Here is a 21,380-nt window from a genome sequence, read left to right on the forward strand (position 1 = left end):
AAATTGTTAGACATCAATTCACTTATCGAACAATCAAATATCAGGCACATCGCAATCGAAGGGGTTATCGGAGCAGGAAAAACAAGTTTGTCTGTAAAGTTAGGCAATATTTTAAATGGTAAGGTGGTGTTGGAAAAGTTTGAAGAAAATCCGTTTCTTTCAAAATTTTATGACGACCCGCTGCACTATGCTTTTCAAACTCAAATATTTTTCTTGCTGAGCAGATATAAGCAGCAGCAAGAATTGTTTCAAGCTGATTTGTTTCATAGGTTTCTTGTAACCGATTACATTTTTGAGAAAGATAAAATATTCGCTTATCTCAATCTTGTTGATGATGAATTAAAACTATACGAAACTTTAATCGGTAGTATGGAACACAATATCCCTACACCTGATTTGGTAGTCTATATTCAGTCGAGTGTCGAGAGATTGATGTCGAACATTAAAAAGCGGAACCGTGATATCGAAAAAAATATGGCGATCGATTATATACGCGACTTGAATGAAGCCTACAATTATTTCTTTTTCCGTTATAAAGCAGCACCTCTGTTGATCGTGAACGCAACAGGGATGGATTTTGTGAATAACGAACAGGATTTCGATGAACTTGTAGCTGAAATCCTCCGCCCCGATAAAGCCGCCGTTGAATATTATAACCCAATCCGAAAGAAGGGATAGATTTGTTTGTTACGTTTTATTTTAATATTGCTCACCCTCTATTTTCTTTGGAGAGTGATAAAAATTATCAGTAGAATATTCGATAAAGGTCGTACTACTAATAAACAATCGCAGGTAAAACAATATCCATTCGAGAACGTCGAAGACGCGAAGTATGAAGACATCACCGATAAAGATAAGAACAAAGAAACATGAGCTTAATAAATTTTGAAGATGAGGTTTTAAAACTTAAAAAAGAACTGAATGCAGTAATCCTAGCCCACTATTATCAATTCTCTGAAATTCAGGATATAGCCGATTTCGTCGGCGACAGTCTTGAGCTTTCCAAAAAAGCTGCTGCAACCGATGCAGATGTTATTGTTTTTGCGGGTGTTCATTTTATGGCTGAGACTGCTAAGATATTAAGTCCAACCAAACAAGTTTTACTCCCCGATTTAGAAGCCGGCTGTTCGCTCGCCGAAGGATGCCCTGCTGATGCCTTTAAACTTTTCAAAGAACAACATCCCGGACATCTCGTAATCACGTACATCAACTCGACTGCTGAAGTTAAAGCATTAAGCGATATTATTTGCACATCGAGCAGCGCCGAGAAAATTATTGACAAACTTCCCCGAAGTCAAAAGATAATATTTGCACCCGACAGAAATTTAGGGAAGTATCTGATTAAAAAAACCGGTAGAGATATGTTGCTTTGGCAGGGGAGCTGCATTGTTCACGAAACATTTAACGAACGGAAAATTATAGAGTTAAAAGCCCAGCATCCGAATGCAAAACTCATCGCCCATCCTGAATGTGAAGAATCGCTCTTAAGCGAAGCCGATTTCATCGGTTCAACAAGCGGTTTGCTTAAGTATGTTTGCCAAACTTCTGATAAAGAATTCATTGTTGCAACTGAAGTTGGTATAATCCATCAGATGGAAAAATATTGTCCTGATAAATTATTCATCCCTGCCCCTCCTAACGATTCAAGTTGTTCGTGCAACGAGTGTCCGTATATGAAACTGAATACTATGGAAAAACTTTATCTATGCATGAAAAACCGTTCTCCCGAAATTATAATCAGTGAAGACCTCCGCCAACATGCCTTGATGCCAATTCAGAGGATGCTCGAGATGAGTCTGTGATGGTTACAAAATGGAAACGATATTTATTAGTAGTTTATTTTGGATATACTATTTTTCTTACCTCAATCATATTTTTCTCTTGCAAAGAGAAATCGACCGAGTACATCGATGACCAGTTTCCCCGACTCGTTCTTACAGCAGATAAAACCACCGGCATAGATGCGTTGACTGTTAAATATACAGGTACTTTCTATGGAATGATAGACACTCTTCAAATGCTCGTCCCAGCAGACATTATGTTTCCAGGGGCAGGAAAAACCGTAATCATTTATGCGTTGCCGGATACACTTCAACAGGCTCGGCGGACATATTCAAGTTGGTTCACTTATTTCGCAGGTAATTATAAAACAGTCATGTTGCTTCAAAGCAAATATAAGAGATTTGTTTCAGATACTCTAAATATTACCGTTTACTAACAAAACTGATCAAAGATTCTATTTTCCCTCCCAAGCGATTTTTCTAAATATTTACTTGAAAAGATAATTGTATTGTATTATATTACTGTAAGTTACATTTAATGAAACAGAATAACGGGGCTAGGCGTATGAGCATCCGACCCTTTTATTTATAACAAAATTCGATAATTAAAATGAAAATATTATCCTTATTAGTCATCATCGCAATATCTCTGGATTTTGCCTTCGCTCAGCATCCTCTGCTCGATCAAAAATCAACACAATTCAGTGTAATCGATGAAGCCCGACAGTTAAACGATGCAGGACTTTTTCAGAAAGCTCAGTGGCTTTTAGAAGACTACCTGCGAGCATTGCCACAATCAGAGAATCGGATTGAGGCACTCGGCTTACTCGTTCAATCGTTTATCGAACAAGAAAAGTTCGAAGACGCTTATCAGACTAGCGAAGAGTTGTTTCACCAAAAAGTATCAGGCAACCAATATCTCACAACACTTTTTTATTACGGTTTAGCAGCATATAACTCTGCCCGTTTTAAACCTGCAGTGAAATCTTTCAAAGAACTAATCAAATCCGATTCAAAAAATATTTTTACAGGCGCAGCATATTATTGGAAAGCAGCTTCTGAATACGAATTGGATAATCTTATAGATGCTGAATCGGATGTCCAAAATGCTTTTGAATTTTATAATGCTAATTTTCTCACGCGCAAAAGTATCGGGAAAGATGATGTTCTTTTCTTGTGGGCACGGGTTTATGAAAAACAGAACGCAATAAATCCTGCTATTGAACAGTTATTAAAATTAACAACAGACTATCCTTCAAGCGAGTTAATGACAGATACAAGAATTCGTTTAGCCGCACTTTATATCCGCACACAAAGATACGGAAGTGCAATTGAACAATTGAATACTGTTACAACACTAACAACCAAGCAAAAAAACGCATGGCTTTTTTTCTTTGCAGAAGCTGAGTATTACATCGGTTCTTACAGGAATGCTCAAAAGTATTACACTGAATTACTACGATATTTTCCGTTCGGAGTTTATGCCCGACAAGCAAGATACGGATTAGCATGGAGTTACCTAAAAGCAAACGATTACGCAAATGCTTTAAAAGAATTTCGTACTATTAGTCTGGGTGCCGATTCACTTGCTCAAAATGCCTTATATCAAATCGGAACTATTTCGGTACTAACCGACAGCACAGCCGCAGCAGTTGAAGCGTTTGAAAAATTAATTGAAAAATTTCCATACGATGATTATGCCGACAATGCCTATTATCTAATTGGAATGATTCGATATCGTGCTACACAATTTCATGAAGCGAGGCGGCAATTTCAAATTGCGTCACGGCTATTTCCCAAAAGCGAAATCCGTGCTGAAGCGTATCGTATGTTAGGCGAGGCAAGCTTGAGAGTAGGCGATTTATCAAATGCACAATTTGCATTTGCACAAGTTCAAAAATATTCGGCTTCCGATACATTAACTGCGGCAGCACTTTTACAGGAAGGTATCGCATTATATCATCTTGGAAGGTTCAGCAGCAGTGTTGAAAATTTTTCTGAGTTCATTAGAAAATTTACCCGACATCAACTCATCGCTGAGGCGTATCTCTGGAGAGGTGAAGCTTTATATCAAGCTGCCAAATTTGAGGATGCTGAAAATGCTTTTTCAACAGCAATAAATATTTTATCATCTAAACATCCTAAACAGACTGATGCACTGTATGGTTTTAGCTGGTCGTTGTTCGAACAAAAGAAATTCAGGCAGGCAATTTCAGCGTTCGATCGGTTTATTAAAGATAACCCTAATAGTAATTTGGTCATCGAAGCATCGCTCCGTAAAGCCGATTGTTATTTCTTTCTGCGTGAATACGACAAAGCAAGCCAAATCTACAGTTCGTTGGTTGACGACCATAAATACCCACGGTTGGCTGAATATGCAGCGTTTCAGTTGGGCTTATCATTTATACAGCGAGGCGATATCAAGCGCGGGATCGAACATCTGCGGCGTTTTCTCCTCCGCTTCCCTAATTCGTTATTTGTTGAAGTGGCTCAATTCAACATCGGTTGGGCGTTCTTTTCGAACGAACAATTCACTTTGGCGAACGACGAATTCAGTATCTTTGAAACGAATTATCCCGAGAGCCAGCTTATGCCGCGTGTTTTGTTGAACAAAGGAGATGCTTTCTATAATTTAGCAACATACGACAGTGCAAGAATTTATTATGAGCGGGTTATCAAGGATTATCCAAAAAGTCTTTTACGTCCTGATGCTATAAACGGATTGCAATTCACTTATCAAGCTCAGGGAAAATCGGCTGAAGCATTAGCCGCAATAGATGCAATCATTTCAGACCAATCTGAAGCTGGCGGTACGGATGAGTTGCTTTTAAGAAAAGGAGATATTTTATTCAGTCAAGGTAGTTTTGGACAAGCCGCCATCGAATATTTGAAGATTCTAAATTTACAAACAAATCAAACCGTGAGAGCCAAAGCATTATTTCAATTAGGCAGGTCGTTTGAATTCGAAAACAATCATAAAAAAGCGATTGAATATTTCGAGAGGGTTTATACTGAAAATCCCGAAAGTGAACACGCCCCATCTTCGATACTTGCAATCGGTTATCTTCAGCAAAAAATGAAGCAGTGGCGGGAGTCGCTTACTCAATTCAAAAATTTAGCTGAACGTTATACTAACTCAAACTTGATTTGGGAAGCACAATATAATGTCGGTATCTCGCTATTGAATTTGAAGGAAACGGCAAACGCACGTAAAGAATTTGATAAAATTATAGCACAAGCACCCGTTAACGATTTTTTCGCACATCGAAGTCGTTTGCAGATTGCACGTATGTTGCAAATCCAAAAACAATACAACGCATCGAACGATACATTAACAATAATTATTACACGATTGAGTGATGACATTGCTGTGGAAGCTTTATTGTTGATGGGCGAAAATTATCTGTTACTTAAACGACCGAAAGATGCTCTCGAAGCTTTCAACCAAGTGGTCGAAGGATTTGCACAATATCCGGCACTATTAGAACGGGCATTGCTTGGTACCGGTGAATGTTACGAACGATTAAACGACCGCACAAAAGCACGTGAAGCCTATCAGCAAATTATTAACAATCCGGTCGATTCGATTGTAAAAAAAGATGCTGAAGATAGATTAAGGAGATTACGACGATGAAGTATATAAATGTGTTGATAATTGTTTTGCTTTTTAGTTTGAATAATTTATTTTCTCAACAAGAAGATAAACCGAAAGAAATGCCAAAGCTTGATATTCCTGAAATTACGATCGTTGGAAAGAAAGCAGTCGTATTACCATTTGCGCGGAAGGGAGAAATGTTAACTATCGACTACTTTGAAGCGAAAGATGCCGACACTTCAATTTTAGGTGAGAGAATTAGAGTACCGGTTACAGCCGGAAGATTTGCACAATACAAAGAAAGTGTGCAACCGTGGCGGGCATACATCGAAGGTGCTGCCGGCAATTACTCAACTTTGAATCTATTTGGAACTGCTGGCTATTCTGATATTTCATGGGAAGCATCGATCCGCGCTGGCTTTGGAACTACAAACGGTCATGTAAAAAATGCGGATGCTTCACAATTCCTGGTTGGTGGCGATTGGAGTTCCAGCATTTACACAGATAACAATTTTTTAAAAAGTTTCCGTATCGCTGCAAACACCGAATTTTTGAGAGATAAGTTTGGTATATTCGGTTTTAAAAATTATTCAATTGAACGAACACGTCGTTTGTTTGATTTTAATACTCAAATAATTTCATCCGAATTTAAGCCCGTTTCGTTTAATCTTGGTCTTGGTTTGGCATCACTCACCATCAGCGATAATGCAAACGAGGCAAGTGTCTTTTCTCCCTCTGTTAATGCTTCAGCCGCTGCCGATGTAGCTTCAGTTGGCCTCATGAGTCGTTTTTCATTCGAGACCTCATCGTTGGATTATCAAATTCCTGTTGAGTCGCCGGGACTCTTGAATTTTTCTACTACCGCACAATTTAAGTTTTCTGAAAATATATCGGCGATAGCAGGATTAAAGTATGTTTACGGAGCTAATTCGGATGGGGGCGATCAAAAATTTTTATTTCCTGTTGCTATTTTACGGTGGGATGCTTTCACAAATTTCTCTCTTTCAGCTTGGTTGGAACCCGATGTTTCGTCGGCTTCTTACATAAAACGTTCGATTGAAAATCCTTACCTCATCCGGCAGATGGTTTTGCGGAACGAATTCAAACCGATTCATTTCGGGCTAAGCACAAAATATTCTTATGGGATATTTACAAACGATGCAACAATTTCTTTTGCAGAAGCTGACGATACTCAGTTTCCGTTTGTTCAAGATGGATTAGTAAATTTAAAATATACCGATACACGACAGTTCATATTCAAGTTTAATAGTTCGATGATAATTCAGCAGAATGCAAAAATATTTCTGAACGGGATAGTTCAATCAATCAATGAGCGTTCCACAAATGTGCGTCTGCCGATGATCCCGGGTTTACAATTAAACAGTCGTGGCGAGATGAACCTAAATATTCCAATGAAAATTTGGCTATCGGCAGATTATTTTTCATCCCGTAAAATCGGAAGTGTGGGTTCTGACGAATTACCCGGATATTTTTTATTGAACGCCGGGGTTTCATCGAATGTTTTCAAATCGACTGTTCTCTCGTTTGATGTTGAAAATATTTTAAATACTTCATACGATTGGTGGTATGGCTACAAAGCACCCGGTATCAGGTTACGCCTAAAACTTCAATATTCTTTATAAATGAAAGGATTTTTAAAATGGATTTACTGACGATGTTCTACAAAGGGGGTATTATGATGTACTTCATACTTCTCTTATCAATTGCCGCCGGTTATATTGTAATTGAAAGATACTTAACATTACGGCGTTCACGTCCGTCATCCGGTAGATTCGAGATGAGTTTGAGAATGATGTTGGGGAAGAAGGATTTAGACCATGCAAAAGAATTTGCAATACAAGATCGCTCGCCATCGGGAAGAGTTGTACTCGCGGCACTCGAAAAAGTTCATCACAATCCCGGACGAGTCCGCGAAGCAATCGAAGACCAGGGTCGTGAAGAAATCGCACAACTCGAAAAACATTTAGGAATACTTGCCTCGGTCGCTGGTATAGCGCCAATGTTAGGTTTTTTAGGTACCGTTTTAGGTATGATAACAACTTTCCAGGCGGTTGCAGCAACAGGCGGTCAGGCATCACCCGTTGAATTAGCCGATGGTATTTGGGAAGCTCTTATAACAACCGCATTTGGTTTATTCGTTGGAATACTCGCTTATGGTGCTTATAACTGGCTCGTCGCTAAAACTCAAGAAATTGCAATGCGAATGGAACGAGTCGGTCGCGAAATTCTTGATGTTATCGAAGAAGAATTGCACGTTTCTGTAAATCCAACAAGCTGTGATATAAAAATCAGGACAAAACAAACGGAGGTAATAAAATGAACTTTCAATTTCAAGGACATAAAAAATATTTGAGCGTGTTTCATTTTTCTTCGCTGACTGATATAGTTTTATTGCTCCTTATTTTTTTTCTATTGACTTCAACTTACACTGTGCTGCGGGGAATGGATGTTACACTTCCGGCTGCAACAAGCTCGCAACCTCCACAACGGAAAACCATATCTATAGCCATGACTAAGGATAAAAAATTGTTCGTCGAAAATAAGCAGGTAACCAAAGACCAATTAGCTGATGCGTTGAAAGCTGTCTTCACACAGGATCATCAAATTGTAATTCAAGCCGATAAAAGCTTAGTGCTTGAAGAAGTGGTTGAAGTTTTGGATATTTCTAAAGGAATCGGTGCAACCCGATTATTTATAGCAACAGAGTCTGCGAAATAAAATTGGCAAACGGTGTAAAAATATTGGAACTTGACGAGAAGCAAACGAAAATTGCTTCCTTAACCGGTACATTGCTGTTCCACATCTTGTTTTTTATAATTTTAGCACTGTTTGGCTTTAAAGAACAAAAGCCGCTTGAGTTGGTTGAACTTGAGTGGGGAAGCAGTAGCGGTGCACCAAATCAAAGTACAGTTGAAGAGAAGACAGAAACACCCCAGCAAAAAACCGAACAACCGGTTGAGTCGGGTCAAAAAGCTGAAAAACCGAAAGTTGATTTACCTGCGATGAAGAGTGAATCGGAAGAAGCGATAGCATTGAAGGCAAAGAAGCAACGCGAGATAGCGGAGAAACGCCGTACAGAAACTGAAAAGCCAACAAAAGCTAAAGTTCCGAAAGTTGATCGCTCGGCAGCAGCAGGCGCCGGAAAAACAACCGGTTACTCAATCGAATGGTCGGGAGTTGGTTTCCGAAAACTTTTAAGCGGACGAATGCCTGTCTATCCCGAAGGGACTGATAAAGAAATGCCGGTTGCTTTGCAGTTTACAGTTTTACCCGATGGCACTGTAACCGGAATAGTTCCGCTTCGTAGAAGCGATGAAACGTTGGAACGTGAAGCTATTTCGGCTCTTCGAACCTGGCGATTCGATCCACTTCCGGCTCAATACGATCAAGTTCCACAAACCGGTAAAATAACATTTATTTTTAAGTTGGAATAATAATCTTATAAACATAAAAAGGAATAATTAAATGAATCAAAAAACAAAATCAAGTTTCAAATTAATTGCGTTACTTTTAATTTTTACACTAACATTATCGCTAAACATTTTTGCCCAAGACGAGGGTATCCGTCCACACTGGTGGTTTGGTGCAGGTCTGGGCTTGAACTATAACATTTATAGTTCAGATATTACAAAACTTAATGAATTGCAAGCATCACCATCAGCTTTTACAAAAGGCTCAGGCGCCGGTTTATACATTGGTGGCTTGATCGAGTATCGCCCGACTGTAATGTGGGGTGGTTTCCTGAATTTAGGTTACGATGGCAGAGGTGCCGATTTTAACGAAGTAAATTCCGGCGGTGCAAATAAACTTTCTGCATCGTTAAATTATATTTCGATTGAACCGAATCTTCGTTTCAATCCAGCCGGCGAAGGATTCTATTTATTTTTAGGACCTAAACTTGGTTTTAATGTTTCAAAATCGTTTGAATATCAAACACCAACAGAAAATAATAAAGGAGATTTCAGCAGTGTGCGAGGAACATTGTTCGGCGGACAGATAGGCGTCGGTTATGATATTCCATTAACTTCAAAAGAAAAAGAATGGCAGGTTGAATTATCGCCAAGTATCGGAGTTCATTTCGGACAAGGTGTCCGTACAATTGAAAAATGGAATTTAACAACTATTCGTTTTGGTGCAGCAATTAAATTCGGAAGCATGACAATTCCACGTCAACGTGCCGAACAGGATGTAACTTTCTCGGTTCGTTCACCCCAAATAGTTCCGAAAGCCCGCAGCGTAGCTGAAACATTCCCGATTCGAAATTTTGTTTTCTTCGATGATGGCTCGACAAAAATTCCAAAACGTTATATTCAATTAAGTTCTGATGCTGCAAATAATTTTAGAGAAGAACATTTATTCGAGCCGAAGCCGCAACAAGCGGCGGGGCGTTCAGCACGACAAATGGAAGTTTATTATAATGTGTTGAACGTTTTAGGCGACCGGATGCGAAAATATCCAAATACAGAAATCGCCCTTTATGGTGCATCCAAAAAAGGAAATGAAACAGGTTTGGATATGGCAAAATCATTAAAAAATTATTTGGTAGATATATTTGGAATCGATGCAAAACGGATTGGAATTCTTGGACAAACGAAACCTGAAATACCTTCGCATCAACCTGGTGGAACACGCGAATTAAATTTAGTAACCGCTGAAGATAATCGCGTTGATATTACTTCAAAATATTTAGAATTGCTTCTACCCGTAAAAATTATGGCGTTGCAGGAAGACCCAATTGATGCCGATGTGTTGTTCACTGTTGCAGGTTCCGAAAATATATTAGCTTCTTGGAGCATAGAAGTAACCGACAACAGAGGCAAAGTGAAAAATTTTGGACCTTTCAAAGCAAACCAGGAAAGAATCAGCGGCAATGCAATATTAGGTGATGCTGAAGAAGGTGATTACAAAATCGTTATGATTGGTCAGGCAAAAAACGGTGCATCAATTACCAAAGAGCAAAGAATTCGACTTGCCCGTTCCGAAGGTCCACAGGATCAAACCGGACTCCGTTTCAGTATATTATTTGAGTTCGACCAATCAAAAACTGTTGCAACGTATGATAAGTTTTTAACTGAAACAGTTGTTCCTAAAATTCCGTCTGGGTCAAATGTAGTAATTCACGGTCATACTGATTTAATCGGTGAAGAGAGCCACAATCTTACTTTATCGCGTAACCGTGCAAGCGATGCGATGAATGTAATTCAGCGTGAGTTAAACAAAGCCGGCAAAAAGAATGTAAAATTCGATACTTATGGTTTTGGCGAAGATGTTCGTCGTTCACCGTTCGAAAATAATTTACCCGAAGAACGGTTTTATAATCGCACTGTTATTATTGATATCGTTCCATAAAACGTTTTTTTAATGTTTAAACAATAATTTTTACGGTCATTGCGGGCACACCGAAGCCTGCCGTGCGGGCAAGTTTCGGTGTGTCTTTCATATTAGTACGAAGGTCTCGGATATTGAGCTTGTTGGTAGATGAAAATGAGCTGAAATAAGCATTCGGCAAGTTCACGCAGATGGAAAATTTTACTTTTTGGATAACCTATTATCGCAATTACCATTTGAAAGACATCCTGAAAAATCTTATCAAGAAAGGGAGAAGAAGGTTTATTTGTACGTAACTCCATCATTGATAGTATGCGGGAATTACTTGCCTAACAGAAAATGAGATATTTCAAGTTACATATTGGAATTCTGCCTTCTTTAAATTATCCCTAAAAATTCATTAGGAAAAAGTTTAACCCGTTAGATATTAACAATTTTTTGATATAATTAACCTTACTAAGAAAATTATCTAACGGGTTTAATAGAAACTAATCTCTCATAATAAGTTTTCTGGGTTAAACATTGGCGTAGTTTTTCGGTTAAGTTTTGGATTTCGTATTTCGAAATCATTTACCATCTTTGCAACAACCGGGTAATGCGTCGTATGTTTCACGGTTGCGCGGTGTATCGTTTGCATCGTAACCTGCATCCGAAATTGTTTTTTCGAGTGAGGCAATTTCTAATTTTGCTTTATCGAATTTTACAGTTGTAGTTTTCTTTTCCTGATCAACTTCTACGTTTTCGATTCCGTCAACACCTGAGACCACTTTTTCGATTGTGCTAACACACACCGCACATAATTGATGGTCTGCTGATGGTTGTAGTTTCGAGATTTACGGCTACTGATTGTTCGCCGCCTGGGGCGGCTTGTTTCTGCCCGCAGTCAGCCAACAAGCTGATCAACAATACCGAAAGAACAATATATTGATACATTTATTAATTCCTCAACTTTTCTTTGTGTCTTTAGTTTCAGTTTTATCTGGGCATTCGTGTTTGCCATCTTTCGATTTATCGTCGCATTTCTTCACACCTGTTTTCTGGCAGCAGTCGTCGCCCTTGTCGCATTCTTTTTTCGCATCTTTGGCTTCCTTGCTTGTGCGATCCGATTTTTTCCCATCTACTTGAGCTTCTTTGCGCATACAATCTGAGCCGGCTTCATGTTTGTGTGTTGCATCTTTTGATGTGCAATCTGATTTTTTGGCTTCTACTTTAGCTTCAGTCTTTGCAGCTTTATCACTTGGGCAGCAGGATTTTTGTTTTTCTTTTGCTGCATCGGTTTTCTTTGTTTCAGTTTGTGAGAATAGTATTGAACCTGATACTAATATTATCACTAACAGGACCAACAGATTACGTAATTTCATTTGTTACTCCTTTATTTTTGTTTTAGTAAGTTATTGGTTGTTACTTTTTAGTTCTGGTTTTTTAGTCCATAGTGTCTTGTCCTGAAAAAAGTTGACAAGGTTAATAATGATTTTCTTTCTTTTGTTGATATGTTGATAACTTCATTATGCAACATACTTAAACGACGGAGTTATATATCCGATACTCATATATGGTCTAAGATCATTATACAAAGTCACTGCTTCCTTAACAGCACGCATGGTTTGTTGAACACTGATAAAAGCCATATTCAGAAAAAATTCGGTTTTCAAAATACCATTCACTCTCTCAGCGATAGCGTTCTCATACGGATTGCCTGCTTTACCCATACTGAGCTTCGCATCTCGTGGCTCAAGCAGTTGTACATATTTATCAGAACAATATTGAAAACCACGATCCGAATGATGTATCAGTCCTTCAACAGTTGGAAGGTTATTCAATGCCATCTTGAGCGCACAGATTGCTCCATCAGCAGCAAGACTTTTACTGAGATTATATCCAACTATTTTACGCGAATACACATCGGTAACCAAAAACAAATAACAAAATCCATCGCTCAATCGAAGATACGTAATATCAGAAACAAATACTTCGTTCGGTCGAGTAACTGTAATATCCTTTATCAAATCGTTATGGTGTATCGTTTAGTCGGCTGTACCAAAAGCCCGTTATTACGTAATATATCAAAGAATTTATCTCTACCGGGTTTCGATGGCAAACGATTTAAATCATTCTGTATCATGTGGTATCTCCTTTACCATCTGGACAATTATCTCTTCTTCGAGTTCTTATTCAACACGATGTTTTCTGTACTTGTAAAATGCTTGTCGGGTTATCTTGAGCATATGACACACTACTGTTACTGTATATTTTCCTTCGTGAAATCGATTGTCTCGGATGCTGCATTCAACGATATTGTGTCGGTCCTTTTTTTTAATTTAGTATCTGCTTTTTCTTCCAAAACTTCGATAGTTGATTCTAATGTAATGATTTTCAACTGTGCCTGTGCTAAAGCAGATTCAAGTTCTCTTTTCTGCCTCTCTAATTCTTTGATTTTATCTTTTTCGTCTTTCATTTGTATCGGATAACTTTGTTGAGTAAATGTGTTTTACCAAGTTTTTGTAACCATGTCTGTATAGTTGCGCCGCCAAGTATATCATACACTGCCCTGGCTTCTGATATAGTAAATGCTTGACTGTATCTATGACATATCCTTTGTTTATACATCTGTCTTGTCCTTTCTTTTATCGTTTTTTGTGTCAACCTATTTCAGGACAAGACAACCGAAACCAAGAACCATTAACTAATAACTAAATTATCTACTCATTGAATCCCCAATAAATTCACGAGATACAAACTCAACTGCGGGATGTATGTAACGAGAATCAGAATAATCAATCTGATTAAAATGAAGGGGAGTGTTGAAGTATAAACTTCGGATATCGGCTTTTGAAAACGGTAACTTGATATAAAAAGATTCAATCCAACCGGTGGAGTTACATAACCGATTTCCAAATTAACAAGAAATATTATTCCTAAATGAACAGGGTCAACGCCATAAGCTAATGCAATCGGAATGATTAACGGAACAACAACAATCGTTGCCGAGAAGATATCCATCATCATCCCAACTATCAATAAAAATATATTTAACAGAATCAGGAATAATATTTTGCTCGTAATAAGTTCCTGTATAAATGTGAATAGTTTCATCGGAACTTCGGCATCAATCAGATAATTGGTTAAACCCAATGCGGTTCCTAAAATAATTAGAATAGCACCGACAAGCACCATACTATCCTGCATTATTTTGGGAACATCTTTAAATAATTTCAGGTCGCGATAAATAAATACCTCGACTACAACAACATAAAAAGCAGTAATAGCAGCCGCTTCGGTAACAGTGAAAAGGCCGCCGTAAATTCCGCCAATAATAATAAAAGGGAGTGGTATTTCCCATGCGGCGTTTTTAAATGCTTCAAATAAATTTTTAAAAGTGAATTGAATTTTAGGAATTTCCGATTTTATTCCGTGCCTGACGCTATAAACTGAGAGGACAATCAGCAATATCATACCGGGGACGAAGCCGGCTACAAATAATTTGTCGATGCTGATTTTTGCAACAAGCCCGTATAAAATAATTGGCAAGCTTGGAGGGAACAGCAAACCTAAACTCCCTGAAGTGGTCATCAATCCGAGTGAAAATTTTTCGGGATAGTTTTCCTTAAGCAGAATCGGGTAAAGCAAACCGCCGAGTGCAATAATGGTAACACCCGAAGCGCCTGTGAAAGCTGTGAAAATGGCACAGGAAACTAATGAAACAATTGCTAAACCTCCGGGGAACCAACCGAACAAAGCACGCGCTATACCGACTATCCGTTGCGGCGATTTACTTTCTGCTAAAACATAACCAGCGAAAGTGAATAACGGAATTGCAATTAATGTAGGTGAGCTTGCTAAACGATTAAGTTCCACAATCACGGCGGACATATCGATAGCCGCCGAATGAAAAGCGAGTAATGCAATTGCCCCGATGATTGCAAAAAGAGGAGAACCGAATAAAGCGAGTAACAGAATTGCAATAACGATTAAGACTGTTTCCATTAACTAACGACTTTCGTGGTTTGAGGAAATACAGCTTTAATAAAATATTGAAGAGCAAAAAGGAAGAAACGGAAGAGCATCATTCCAAATCCGATTGGAACAATAAGCTGCATCCACCAAGAAAAAATATTTACTTCGCCGATAGTGAATAAAATAGTTTCTGAAGCATACTCATCGAATAAGAAAGTCAAGGAAGCTTTCAGAAGGAAAAAAGAGACTACGGCAGCAAAAACATAAATAACGGTTTTTACAAAATGCCGCCTTCTTTCGGGAAGAAAGCGGCTGAAGATATCGACATTAATATTTTTTTCGTTATGAGTTGCAAGCGATGCACCCAAAAATGCAATCCAGAGTACGAAATTTCGAAGCAGCGGATCGACCCAAAGAATACCGGTTGAAAAAACATTCCGAAGTACTACTTGCAAAAATGAAAGCAGAATCATCAAGCCAAGCAAAATTACAGCAAGCGATTTTTCTGCTGTAGAGATAGAATTGCTGATTTGCAGGAGGAATTTCATTGAGACGATTTGGTTTTCGAGTTCCTATAATCTAAAATGGATTGTTCAATTCTATTTAAGAATTCAGAAGAGTAAAGTTTGTTCACCAGTGAGCGACGGGCTATTTTTCCAATATCTTCGTATTCAATAATAAATTTATCGGATGCGGGGGATGTTTGTTTTATTCCATTTTTCTTTAAAGTCTCAAGTGCTTTTGCATTGTCTTCACGTGAAAGTCGTGTTAACTTCGCCATATATTTTTTGCCGTTTCGTAAAAGAATTTCTTGTAAATCTTTTGGCAGTTGGTCATACATTTTTTTGGAGATAACCACAGCACCGGCGGCATCGGCAAGGGGAAGTGTGAAAACATATTTCACTCGAGTCCACCATTGAAGTCCTAAAGCCGCAAGAGGCGATGTATAAACGCCATCAATCAATTTTGTTTGCAGTGAAGTAAGAACATCTGTAACCGAAAGAGGTATCGGATTCAAACCCAACGATTTGAAAGCTGCTTCAGCAATCGGGTCGCCTTCCCACGCCCACATTTTTACATTCTTCATATCTTCTTTTTTGTTGATTGGAACGTTCGTAAAAACATAGACGAAGCCAACCTCAGCCCAACCGAGCAAAATATAGCCGCCATCTTCAAAACTTGATGTAAATTCTTGATCAAATTTGTTGTAGATATGATCTACTTCATCGTAAGATTTAAACAGGAAGGGAGAATCGAGAATCCGTGCTTTGGGTGCAATTTCGCCGATGCCAACTCCGGTTATACCGGTGCTGTGTAATTGTCCGAGACGGACTTTGCGCAGCACATCTTTTTCATCGCCTTGCACACCTCCAGCATAAAGTTTGAAACCGAGTTTGCCGCCGCTTTCTTTTCGAATCGCAGCATCATACTCTCTCATAACATTCATCCAGGTAGTCCCGTCGGGAGCGAGTGTCGCAAATTTAATTGTAAATTGTTGTGCGTTCACTAATGATATAATAAAAATTGAAAGGAATAAGATATATTTTTTCAAAGTTTCTCCGGTGTTAAAATAAATCGTTTATTTGATTACGAAGTCTTTCGGCTTTATTCTTTGCGATTGCGTTAGATAAACGCGCCTCGGGCAAAACGTCTATAGATGTTTCATCCACTTTTGTTAATAACTCTTCAAATAGATTTTGGTCTTGTATTTGAACTGCATAAGTGCGAGCATAATAAACATACGACATTAAGAATTTTCCTCCGTTTATATGTAAACATTTTTCAAAATGTTTCTTTGCTTCGTCGGGATTTCCTCCTAAAACTTTTGGACGGCTACCGTATAACGCTCCTAAAAAGAAGTGAGCGCCCCCATAAAAATAGGAACTATCATTTTCGGCAACATATTTCATAATCGCTTCTACTTTCGGCAAATCTGCCAATGCTTCAGGTTCTGTGAGGGATAGACTTACATAACTTCCCCAACCGATTCCGGTCCAAAACAGAAGTGGGATATCGCTTTTAGAAAATGTTCGAAGTGCATTGGAAAAATTTTCTAAATCTCCTGATGTTGTTGCAGCGAATGCTTTATTTTTTTTAAGTAGAAGCATTCCATAATTTTTTGATCGTAAATAAAAATTTCGTGCTCGTCCGGGAGAGTCATCTTCTACGAAACCCAGAGCATAGCTCGAGTATCCCATAGTTGCAAGTAAAAGGAGTTTCTCATTTTTGGGATCGCTTTTTATCATTGCTTCAAGTAGTTTCAGATTTGATGCGGCGCTTTTTTCAGCGATATCTAAATCCGACTCTTCATTCAAAACAATAAAACCATTTTCCATCAAACCGCCCATCGAACGGATGGCAATTTGTTGTATGCTGCAGCCAGAAATAACAGCCAATAGAAATGTTATCGTAATTATTATTTTCATTGTGAAAAGGTCAAAAAATTTATTTTCAATATACCGAAATGTGTGATTAAAAACACGTAGCTATTTCATTTCGGAATCAGATTTTGTATTTTACAGAAGAACAAATGATAACTTTAATAAAAAAGGTTTTATATAATGGTGCTATTAAAAACTGAAACAAAGAAAAAGATACGGAACATAACATTTTATGTAACAGGAGGTATCTTCGTCGTTTTGGTAGTCAAATTTATTATTAATGTATTTTTTCAAACTATATTCTAATATCACTAAAAATCAGTACCTAATGAAATGTAATATTTAGGTGTCGAAAATCCTTGCAAGTTGAACCACCATCCAACATCAACTTTAACTAAAAAACCGAGTAGAACTAATCTAGTCCCGAAACCTGTTCCACCAAGTAGATCTTTCATATATGTACCTTCGCTGTTTTTAGCAAAAGCTTGAAAATCTTTTTTATGATGCCACGAGCCACCTAAATCGAGAAACATTACACCGGTTAAAGATTGCAAAAAAATCGGTAAAGGACCTGCAGCCAGATAGCCAAAAAACGGGAAGCGGAATTCGTTGTTGATTAAAAAATATTTTGTACCGATACGAGTATTGTAAATGTATCCTCTTAAAGGCACACCCGCTGTCAGAAAGAGAACATCTTCAGCATTCTCTATAGGCACTTGCTCGTTAGTGAATTGCCGGTTAAGCCAGTTCTCAACTCCACCGATAATAAATCTTTGAGGATTAGCACCGAAACTCGCACCTCCTGCGAATCGAAAGGCGAAAGTATAATATTTCCAAAGTTTGAAGTAAGTTCGATAATCACCTAATATCGAAACGAAATTTAAACCTTCTTGTGAAGTTTTTGGTGTTCCATACATAGTTAGGTTGTAGCGGCTTCCATTTCCGGGTGAAGTTATTCCCCAGAGGGAATTATCGTGCACAAAACTCAACGATGGGAGAATTAAACTCCTTCGTTGAATCGGCTCGGAAGGTAAATCGAGGTTTTCTCTTGTGAGTGCGAAGTAAGATAGTCCCAAATCGAAGCGATAAAATTTTGTTATTGGATAGGAGGCAGAGACCGAACCTCCATAAGTTCTGAATCTGTACAAAAAGCTAACATAATTATTACCTAAGACAATAAAACGTGCGCTATGAAAACCTGAAATGCCATAATCAATTCTTGCTGGTAACGAATAATATGCAAGCATGTAGTCGCTGTTTTTCAGGTCGCCTACTAAATTTGTAATAAATATTATTTGGTGATCGCCTAACATATCGCTGAATGCCATCACAGTCGAGCCTTGTATTCCATAATAAGTACTGAAGCCGGCATTTCCATAAACAATATCGGGTGAAAAATTTAATTTATACTTGTTGACTATAAAGTCGCCATTTTCATCGCGATTATCTCTTATTGTTTTATCCGATGTAGTATCGGATTTATCAAAAGTATTTACAGATTTGGGTTGGCTGAAAACGTAATTTCTTAAATCTACTTTTACATCCTTTCCATAAATACTGGTTGAGTCCTCATCGGTACTAATGATAATATCTTCCGAAAGTTTAATAGTATCCTTTGTAGTTGACTCCACAACAAGTTTAACCGGTTTCTGCTGTTGTTGTTTTATAAAATCTGTTGGTTCTAATTCTAATAGATTTAAGTTTTTTTCAAGTGGAGTTCGCATAAGGAAGAGATCAAAACCTCCATTGACCATCGAGGCAAAGCATAATTTGTTACCATCTTTGCTCATAGAAATTTGGTAAACTCCGGTTAACGAATTTGTGAGTGGTTTATATGTATTGGTTTCTAAGTTGTAAACATAGATATTATTTATACCGTTAATATCCGATATAAATAAAATATTTTTACCGTCCGGTGATGCTATTGGCGAGGTTTCCTCGCTATGGGGGAGTTCTAAAATCCGTGTAATCAATTTTGTTTCAATATCTATTTTATACAAGTCTTTTTCATCATGTTGATAGTCTTGCATTTTGAAGTTCGTTGGATATGAATCGGGGGAGAGAAAACCCTTCCGGTCGGATGTAAAATAAATTGTTTGCCCATCCGGCGACCATGCCGGTTCATAGTCGGAAAAAATATCTTGTGTGATATTTAGTAATTCCTTTGTATTAAAATCGTATGTGTAAACATCTGATTGCTTAGGTGTATTTCCTATAAATGTAAGTTTGTCGCCTTTTGGAGACCAGTCAACAGAAAATATCCCATCTAAACCAAATTCTAATTTACTACTTGTGCCGCTGTTCACATCGACTACTATAACGGCATCTTGAGCGCCACTTTTTGCTGCAAGTGCAAGTTTGGTTCCGTCGGGTGACCACGACATTCCCGGAGTCAAGAGGTGCAACTCTTCAAAATCGGCAGTTCGTTGACCTTTTATTAGTTTCTTATCTATTTTGCCATCAAGCGAATTCATAACAAAAACATCAAAGTAATCGTCGCGATTCGAGATAAAAGCAACACGATCACCTTGAGGCGAAATAGCAGGGCTTGTATTATAAAAGCTCCCTTCTTTTTTATGTTCGGTTAATCGTTGGGCATAGTCGCTTGGTTCTTCACGCTTTGCAATATCGGGCCAATAAGTAACCTTCATTTCTTTTTGCCAGCGTTCGTTAAGGTCTTCAATTCCAAGCCCGATTGCCGACTTGAATCCTTGTTCAACGTTTCGTGAGCCTTTAATCCGACTTAAAATTTCACTAATCTTTTGTTCGCCATATTTATTTGCAATGTAATACCAAACCGACTGACCACCGCGGTAAGCAAAATAACCGCCAAGGTATTCGATTGGCGGCAGGTTTTCGTGTATCGTTGCATCGCGGATGAACATATCGGAATCTGTATCCCATTTGAGCGCTTCATACTCAGCCAAACCTTCGTTGAACCAAAGAGGAAGCTGAATCATTATATTGTTCGCAATTATTGCTTGCAGCGAACCGCCATAAAACATATCGTTGATTACACCGTGAACGAGTTCGTGGTGAATCACGTGTCTGAATTTTTTATAGTCGCCTTCGAACGGTATTACAATTCTGTTTTTAAACAACTCAGTTACACCGCCGATGCCTTCTTCCATATATTGATAAATTACATTTGTTTGCTGGAAATCGTTGTGCGAATTATAAACAATAATAGCAATCCGGTTCGTGATTTCATAACCAAAAGACTTGCTGATAGACTTGTATGCTAACTCGGCAGCTTCAGCAGCATACTGAGCAATATCTTTACCTCCTTCAGTAAAATAAACATCAAAGTGAGCAGATTGGATAAAGGAGTAATCAAATTTTTTATATTGAACTTTGTTTTTTCCAAAATTAGTTTCTTGAGGTGTTACCGTTCCAAATATAAGAAGGGAAACCGCAATCAAGAGGAATAGTTTTAAATATATATTTTTCATATCGATACCAATACTTATTTATTCTGTAATTAATTAAACGTTTTGAATGTATAAAAGATTCATAATTTGAAATTAGCGATAACGATTCCGCAAGCTACAGCAACATTTAGCGATTCAGCTTTGCCGAACCTCGGGATTGTTATGGTTGTATCTGCGATTCTTTGGATTTCATCGGATATCCCGTGCGACTCGCTGCCAAAAACAAAAACTGATTTCTTTTGATAATTTTGTGATTGGAGCGGACTTCCATTCATAGTTGCCGCATAAACTTTGTAACCAAAAGTTTTTGCATCACTTAACCATCGCACTAAATCAACATTCCTGTAAATTGGGAAATGAAAAACCGAGCCCATCGTACCTCTTACAACTTTCGGATTAAACAGTTCCACGCTCTCTTGCCCGATTAGTAAAGCATCAGTTTTAAACCAGTCGCAAATTCTGATAATAGTTCCAAGGTTACCGGCATCCGAAATTCTGTCAACAGCAACAATAACTGAGTTGAGTGAATAATTTAAGGGTTCTGTAATTTTTTCTTCAACAATTGCTGCTATACCCTGTGCAGTTAGAGTGTCGGTCATAGCGTCCAAATCATTTGAGGAAATCTGAAATACCGGAACGCCTTTTTCCTCAATCATATTAAATAAATCTTTATTCGAAAGATTAGAAAAGCATTCATTTGTAACTAACACCGATTCCGTTATCCAATCGGAAGCCAAAGCTTCCTGAACGATTTTTACTCCTTCAATTATGAACTTTCTTTCGATTTCTCTAAACTTTTTTTGAGAAAGTTTACGAATAGATTTCAATTTTTCTTTGGTTAATTGAGATAGCATCTTCATTTATTTAAAATATAGATAAATACGGTAAT

General features: G+C 38.0%; 22 protein-coding genes. 10 read left to right on the plus strand and 12 right to left on the minus strand.

Features of this window, described 5'->3' with window-relative positions; translation table 11 throughout:
* Positions 1-3: 3 nt before the first annotated feature.
* The 10 genes from QME58_01185 to QME58_01230 all read left to right on the plus strand — a co-directional run bounded on the left by QME58_01185 (position 4) and on the right by QME58_01230 (position 10,746).
* On the plus strand, positions 4-678 hold the full coding sequence (locus QME58_01185) for a deoxynucleoside kinase (protein ID MDI6802442.1): 675 nt from the start codon (positions 4-6) through the stop codon (positions 676-678).
* 54 nt (positions 679-732) lie between these two features.
* Positions 733-873 (plus strand): hypothetical protein, encoded by a 141-nt coding sequence (locus QME58_01190; protein MDI6802443.1) that lies wholly within the window; start codon positions 733-735, stop codon positions 871-873.
* A complete protein-coding gene (gene nadA, locus QME58_01195) occupies positions 870-1,802 on the plus strand; it encodes a quinolinate synthase NadA (GenBank protein MDI6802444.1) in 933 nt (310 codons plus the stop codon). The genes QME58_01190 and nadA overlap by 4 nt, the downstream gene beginning before the upstream one ends.
* Positions 1,799-2,218 (plus strand): hypothetical protein, encoded by a 420-nt coding sequence (locus QME58_01200; GenBank protein MDI6802445.1) that lies wholly within the window; start codon positions 1,799-1,801, stop codon positions 2,216-2,218. The genes nadA and QME58_01200 overlap by 4 nt, the downstream gene beginning before the upstream one ends.
* 173 nt (positions 2,219-2,391) lie before the next feature.
* A complete protein-coding gene (locus QME58_01205) occupies positions 2,392-5,415 on the plus strand; it encodes a tetratricopeptide repeat protein (GenBank protein MDI6802446.1) in 3,024 nt (1,007 codons plus the stop codon).
* Positions 5,412-7,019, plus strand: a complete 1,608-nt coding sequence (locus QME58_01210; GenBank protein ID MDI6802447.1) for a TonB-dependent receptor — start codon at positions 5,412-5,414, stop codon at positions 7,017-7,019. Before QME58_01205 ends, QME58_01210 begins: the two co-directional genes overlap by 4 nt.
* A 17-nt stretch (positions 7,020-7,036) precedes the next feature.
* Entirely contained in the window at positions 7,037-7,717 is a 681-nt protein-coding gene (locus tag QME58_01215; GenBank protein MDI6802448.1) for a MotA/TolQ/ExbB proton channel family protein, read from the plus strand.
* Positions 7,714-8,115 (plus strand): biopolymer transporter ExbD, encoded by a 402-nt coding sequence (locus tag QME58_01220; protein MDI6802449.1) that lies wholly within the window; start codon positions 7,714-7,716, stop codon positions 8,113-8,115. Before QME58_01215 ends, QME58_01220 begins: the two co-directional genes overlap by 4 nt.
* Positions 8,116-8,117: 2 nt before the next feature.
* Positions 8,118-8,831: a TonB family protein gene (locus QME58_01225; protein MDI6802450.1), complete on the plus strand. Its 714-nt coding sequence runs from the start codon at positions 8,118-8,120 to the stop codon at positions 8,829-8,831.
* A 31-nt stretch (positions 8,832-8,862) separates the two neighbouring features.
* Positions 8,863-10,746 carry an outer membrane beta-barrel protein gene (locus tag QME58_01230; GenBank protein MDI6802451.1) on the plus strand — a complete coding sequence of 628 codons (1,884 nt, stop codon included), beginning with the start codon at positions 8,863-8,865 and terminating at the stop codon, positions 10,744-10,746.
* 545 nt (positions 10,747-11,291) lie between these two features.
* Here QME58_01230 and QME58_01235 read toward each other — a convergent pair.
* The 12 genes from QME58_01235 to QME58_01290 all read right to left on the minus strand — a co-directional run bounded on the left by QME58_01235 (position 11,292) and on the right by QME58_01290 (position 21,351).
* Positions 11,292-11,492 (minus strand): heavy-metal-associated domain-containing protein, encoded by a 201-nt coding sequence (locus QME58_01235; GenBank protein MDI6802452.1) that lies wholly within the window; start codon positions 11,490-11,492, stop codon positions 11,292-11,294.
* Between the two features lie 13 nt (positions 11,493-11,505).
* Positions 11,506-11,658: a hypothetical protein gene (locus tag QME58_01240; GenBank protein ID MDI6802453.1), complete on the minus strand. Its 153-nt coding sequence runs from the start codon at positions 11,656-11,658 to the stop codon at positions 11,506-11,508.
* Positions 11,659-11,669: 11 nt separating this feature from the next.
* On the minus strand, positions 11,670-12,086 hold the full coding sequence (locus tag QME58_01245; GenBank protein ID MDI6802454.1) for a hypothetical protein: 417 nt from the start codon (positions 12,084-12,086) through the stop codon (positions 11,670-11,672).
* 144 nt (positions 12,087-12,230) lie between these two features.
* Positions 12,231-12,731, minus strand: a complete 501-nt coding sequence (locus QME58_01250) for an IS3 family transposase (protein ID MDI6802455.1) — start codon at positions 12,729-12,731, stop codon at positions 12,231-12,233.
* Positions 12,732-12,964: 233 nt separating this feature from the next.
* Positions 12,965-13,180 (minus strand): hypothetical protein, encoded by a 216-nt coding sequence (locus tag QME58_01255; GenBank protein ID MDI6802456.1) that lies wholly within the window; start codon positions 13,178-13,180, stop codon positions 12,965-12,967.
* Positions 13,177-13,332 carry a hypothetical protein gene (locus tag QME58_01260; GenBank protein ID MDI6802457.1) on the minus strand — a complete coding sequence of 52 codons (156 nt, stop codon included), beginning with the start codon at positions 13,330-13,332 and terminating at the stop codon, positions 13,177-13,179. The genes QME58_01255 and QME58_01260 overlap by 4 nt, the downstream gene beginning before the upstream one ends.
* 96 nt (positions 13,333-13,428) lie before the next feature.
* Positions 13,429-14,709, minus strand: coding sequence for a TRAP transporter large permease subunit (locus tag QME58_01265; GenBank protein ID MDI6802458.1), 1,281 nt, complete (start codon positions 14,707-14,709; stop codon positions 13,429-13,431).
* Positions 14,709-15,227, minus strand: coding sequence for a TRAP transporter small permease (locus tag QME58_01270; protein MDI6802459.1), 519 nt, complete (start codon positions 15,225-15,227; stop codon positions 14,709-14,711). Before QME58_01270 ends, QME58_01265 begins: the two co-directional genes overlap by 1 nt.
* Positions 15,224-16,231, minus strand: coding sequence for a TRAP transporter substrate-binding protein DctP (gene dctP / locus QME58_01275; protein ID MDI6802460.1), 1,008 nt, complete (start codon positions 16,229-16,231; stop codon positions 15,224-15,226). The genes QME58_01270 and dctP overlap by 4 nt, the downstream gene beginning before the upstream one ends.
* Positions 16,232-16,244: 13 nt before the next feature.
* Positions 16,245-17,105: a TRAP transporter TatT component family protein gene (locus tag QME58_01280; protein ID MDI6802461.1), complete on the minus strand. Its 861-nt coding sequence runs from the start codon at positions 17,103-17,105 to the stop codon at positions 16,245-16,247.
* A gap of 266 nt (positions 17,106-17,371) precedes the next feature.
* Positions 17,372-20,512, minus strand: a complete 3,141-nt coding sequence (locus tag QME58_01285) for a peptidase MA family metallohydrolase (GenBank protein MDI6802462.1) — start codon at positions 20,510-20,512, stop codon at positions 17,372-17,374.
* 59 nt (positions 20,513-20,571) lie between these two features.
* Positions 20,572-21,351, minus strand: coding sequence for an RNA methyltransferase (locus QME58_01290; protein MDI6802463.1), 780 nt, complete (start codon positions 21,349-21,351; stop codon positions 20,572-20,574).
* Positions 21,352-21,380: the final 29 nt, after the last annotated feature.

It is taken from the genome of Bacteroidota bacterium, assembly GCA_030017895.1.
Lineage (GTDB): Bacteria > Bacteroidota > Ignavibacteria > UBA10030 > BY39 > JASEGV01.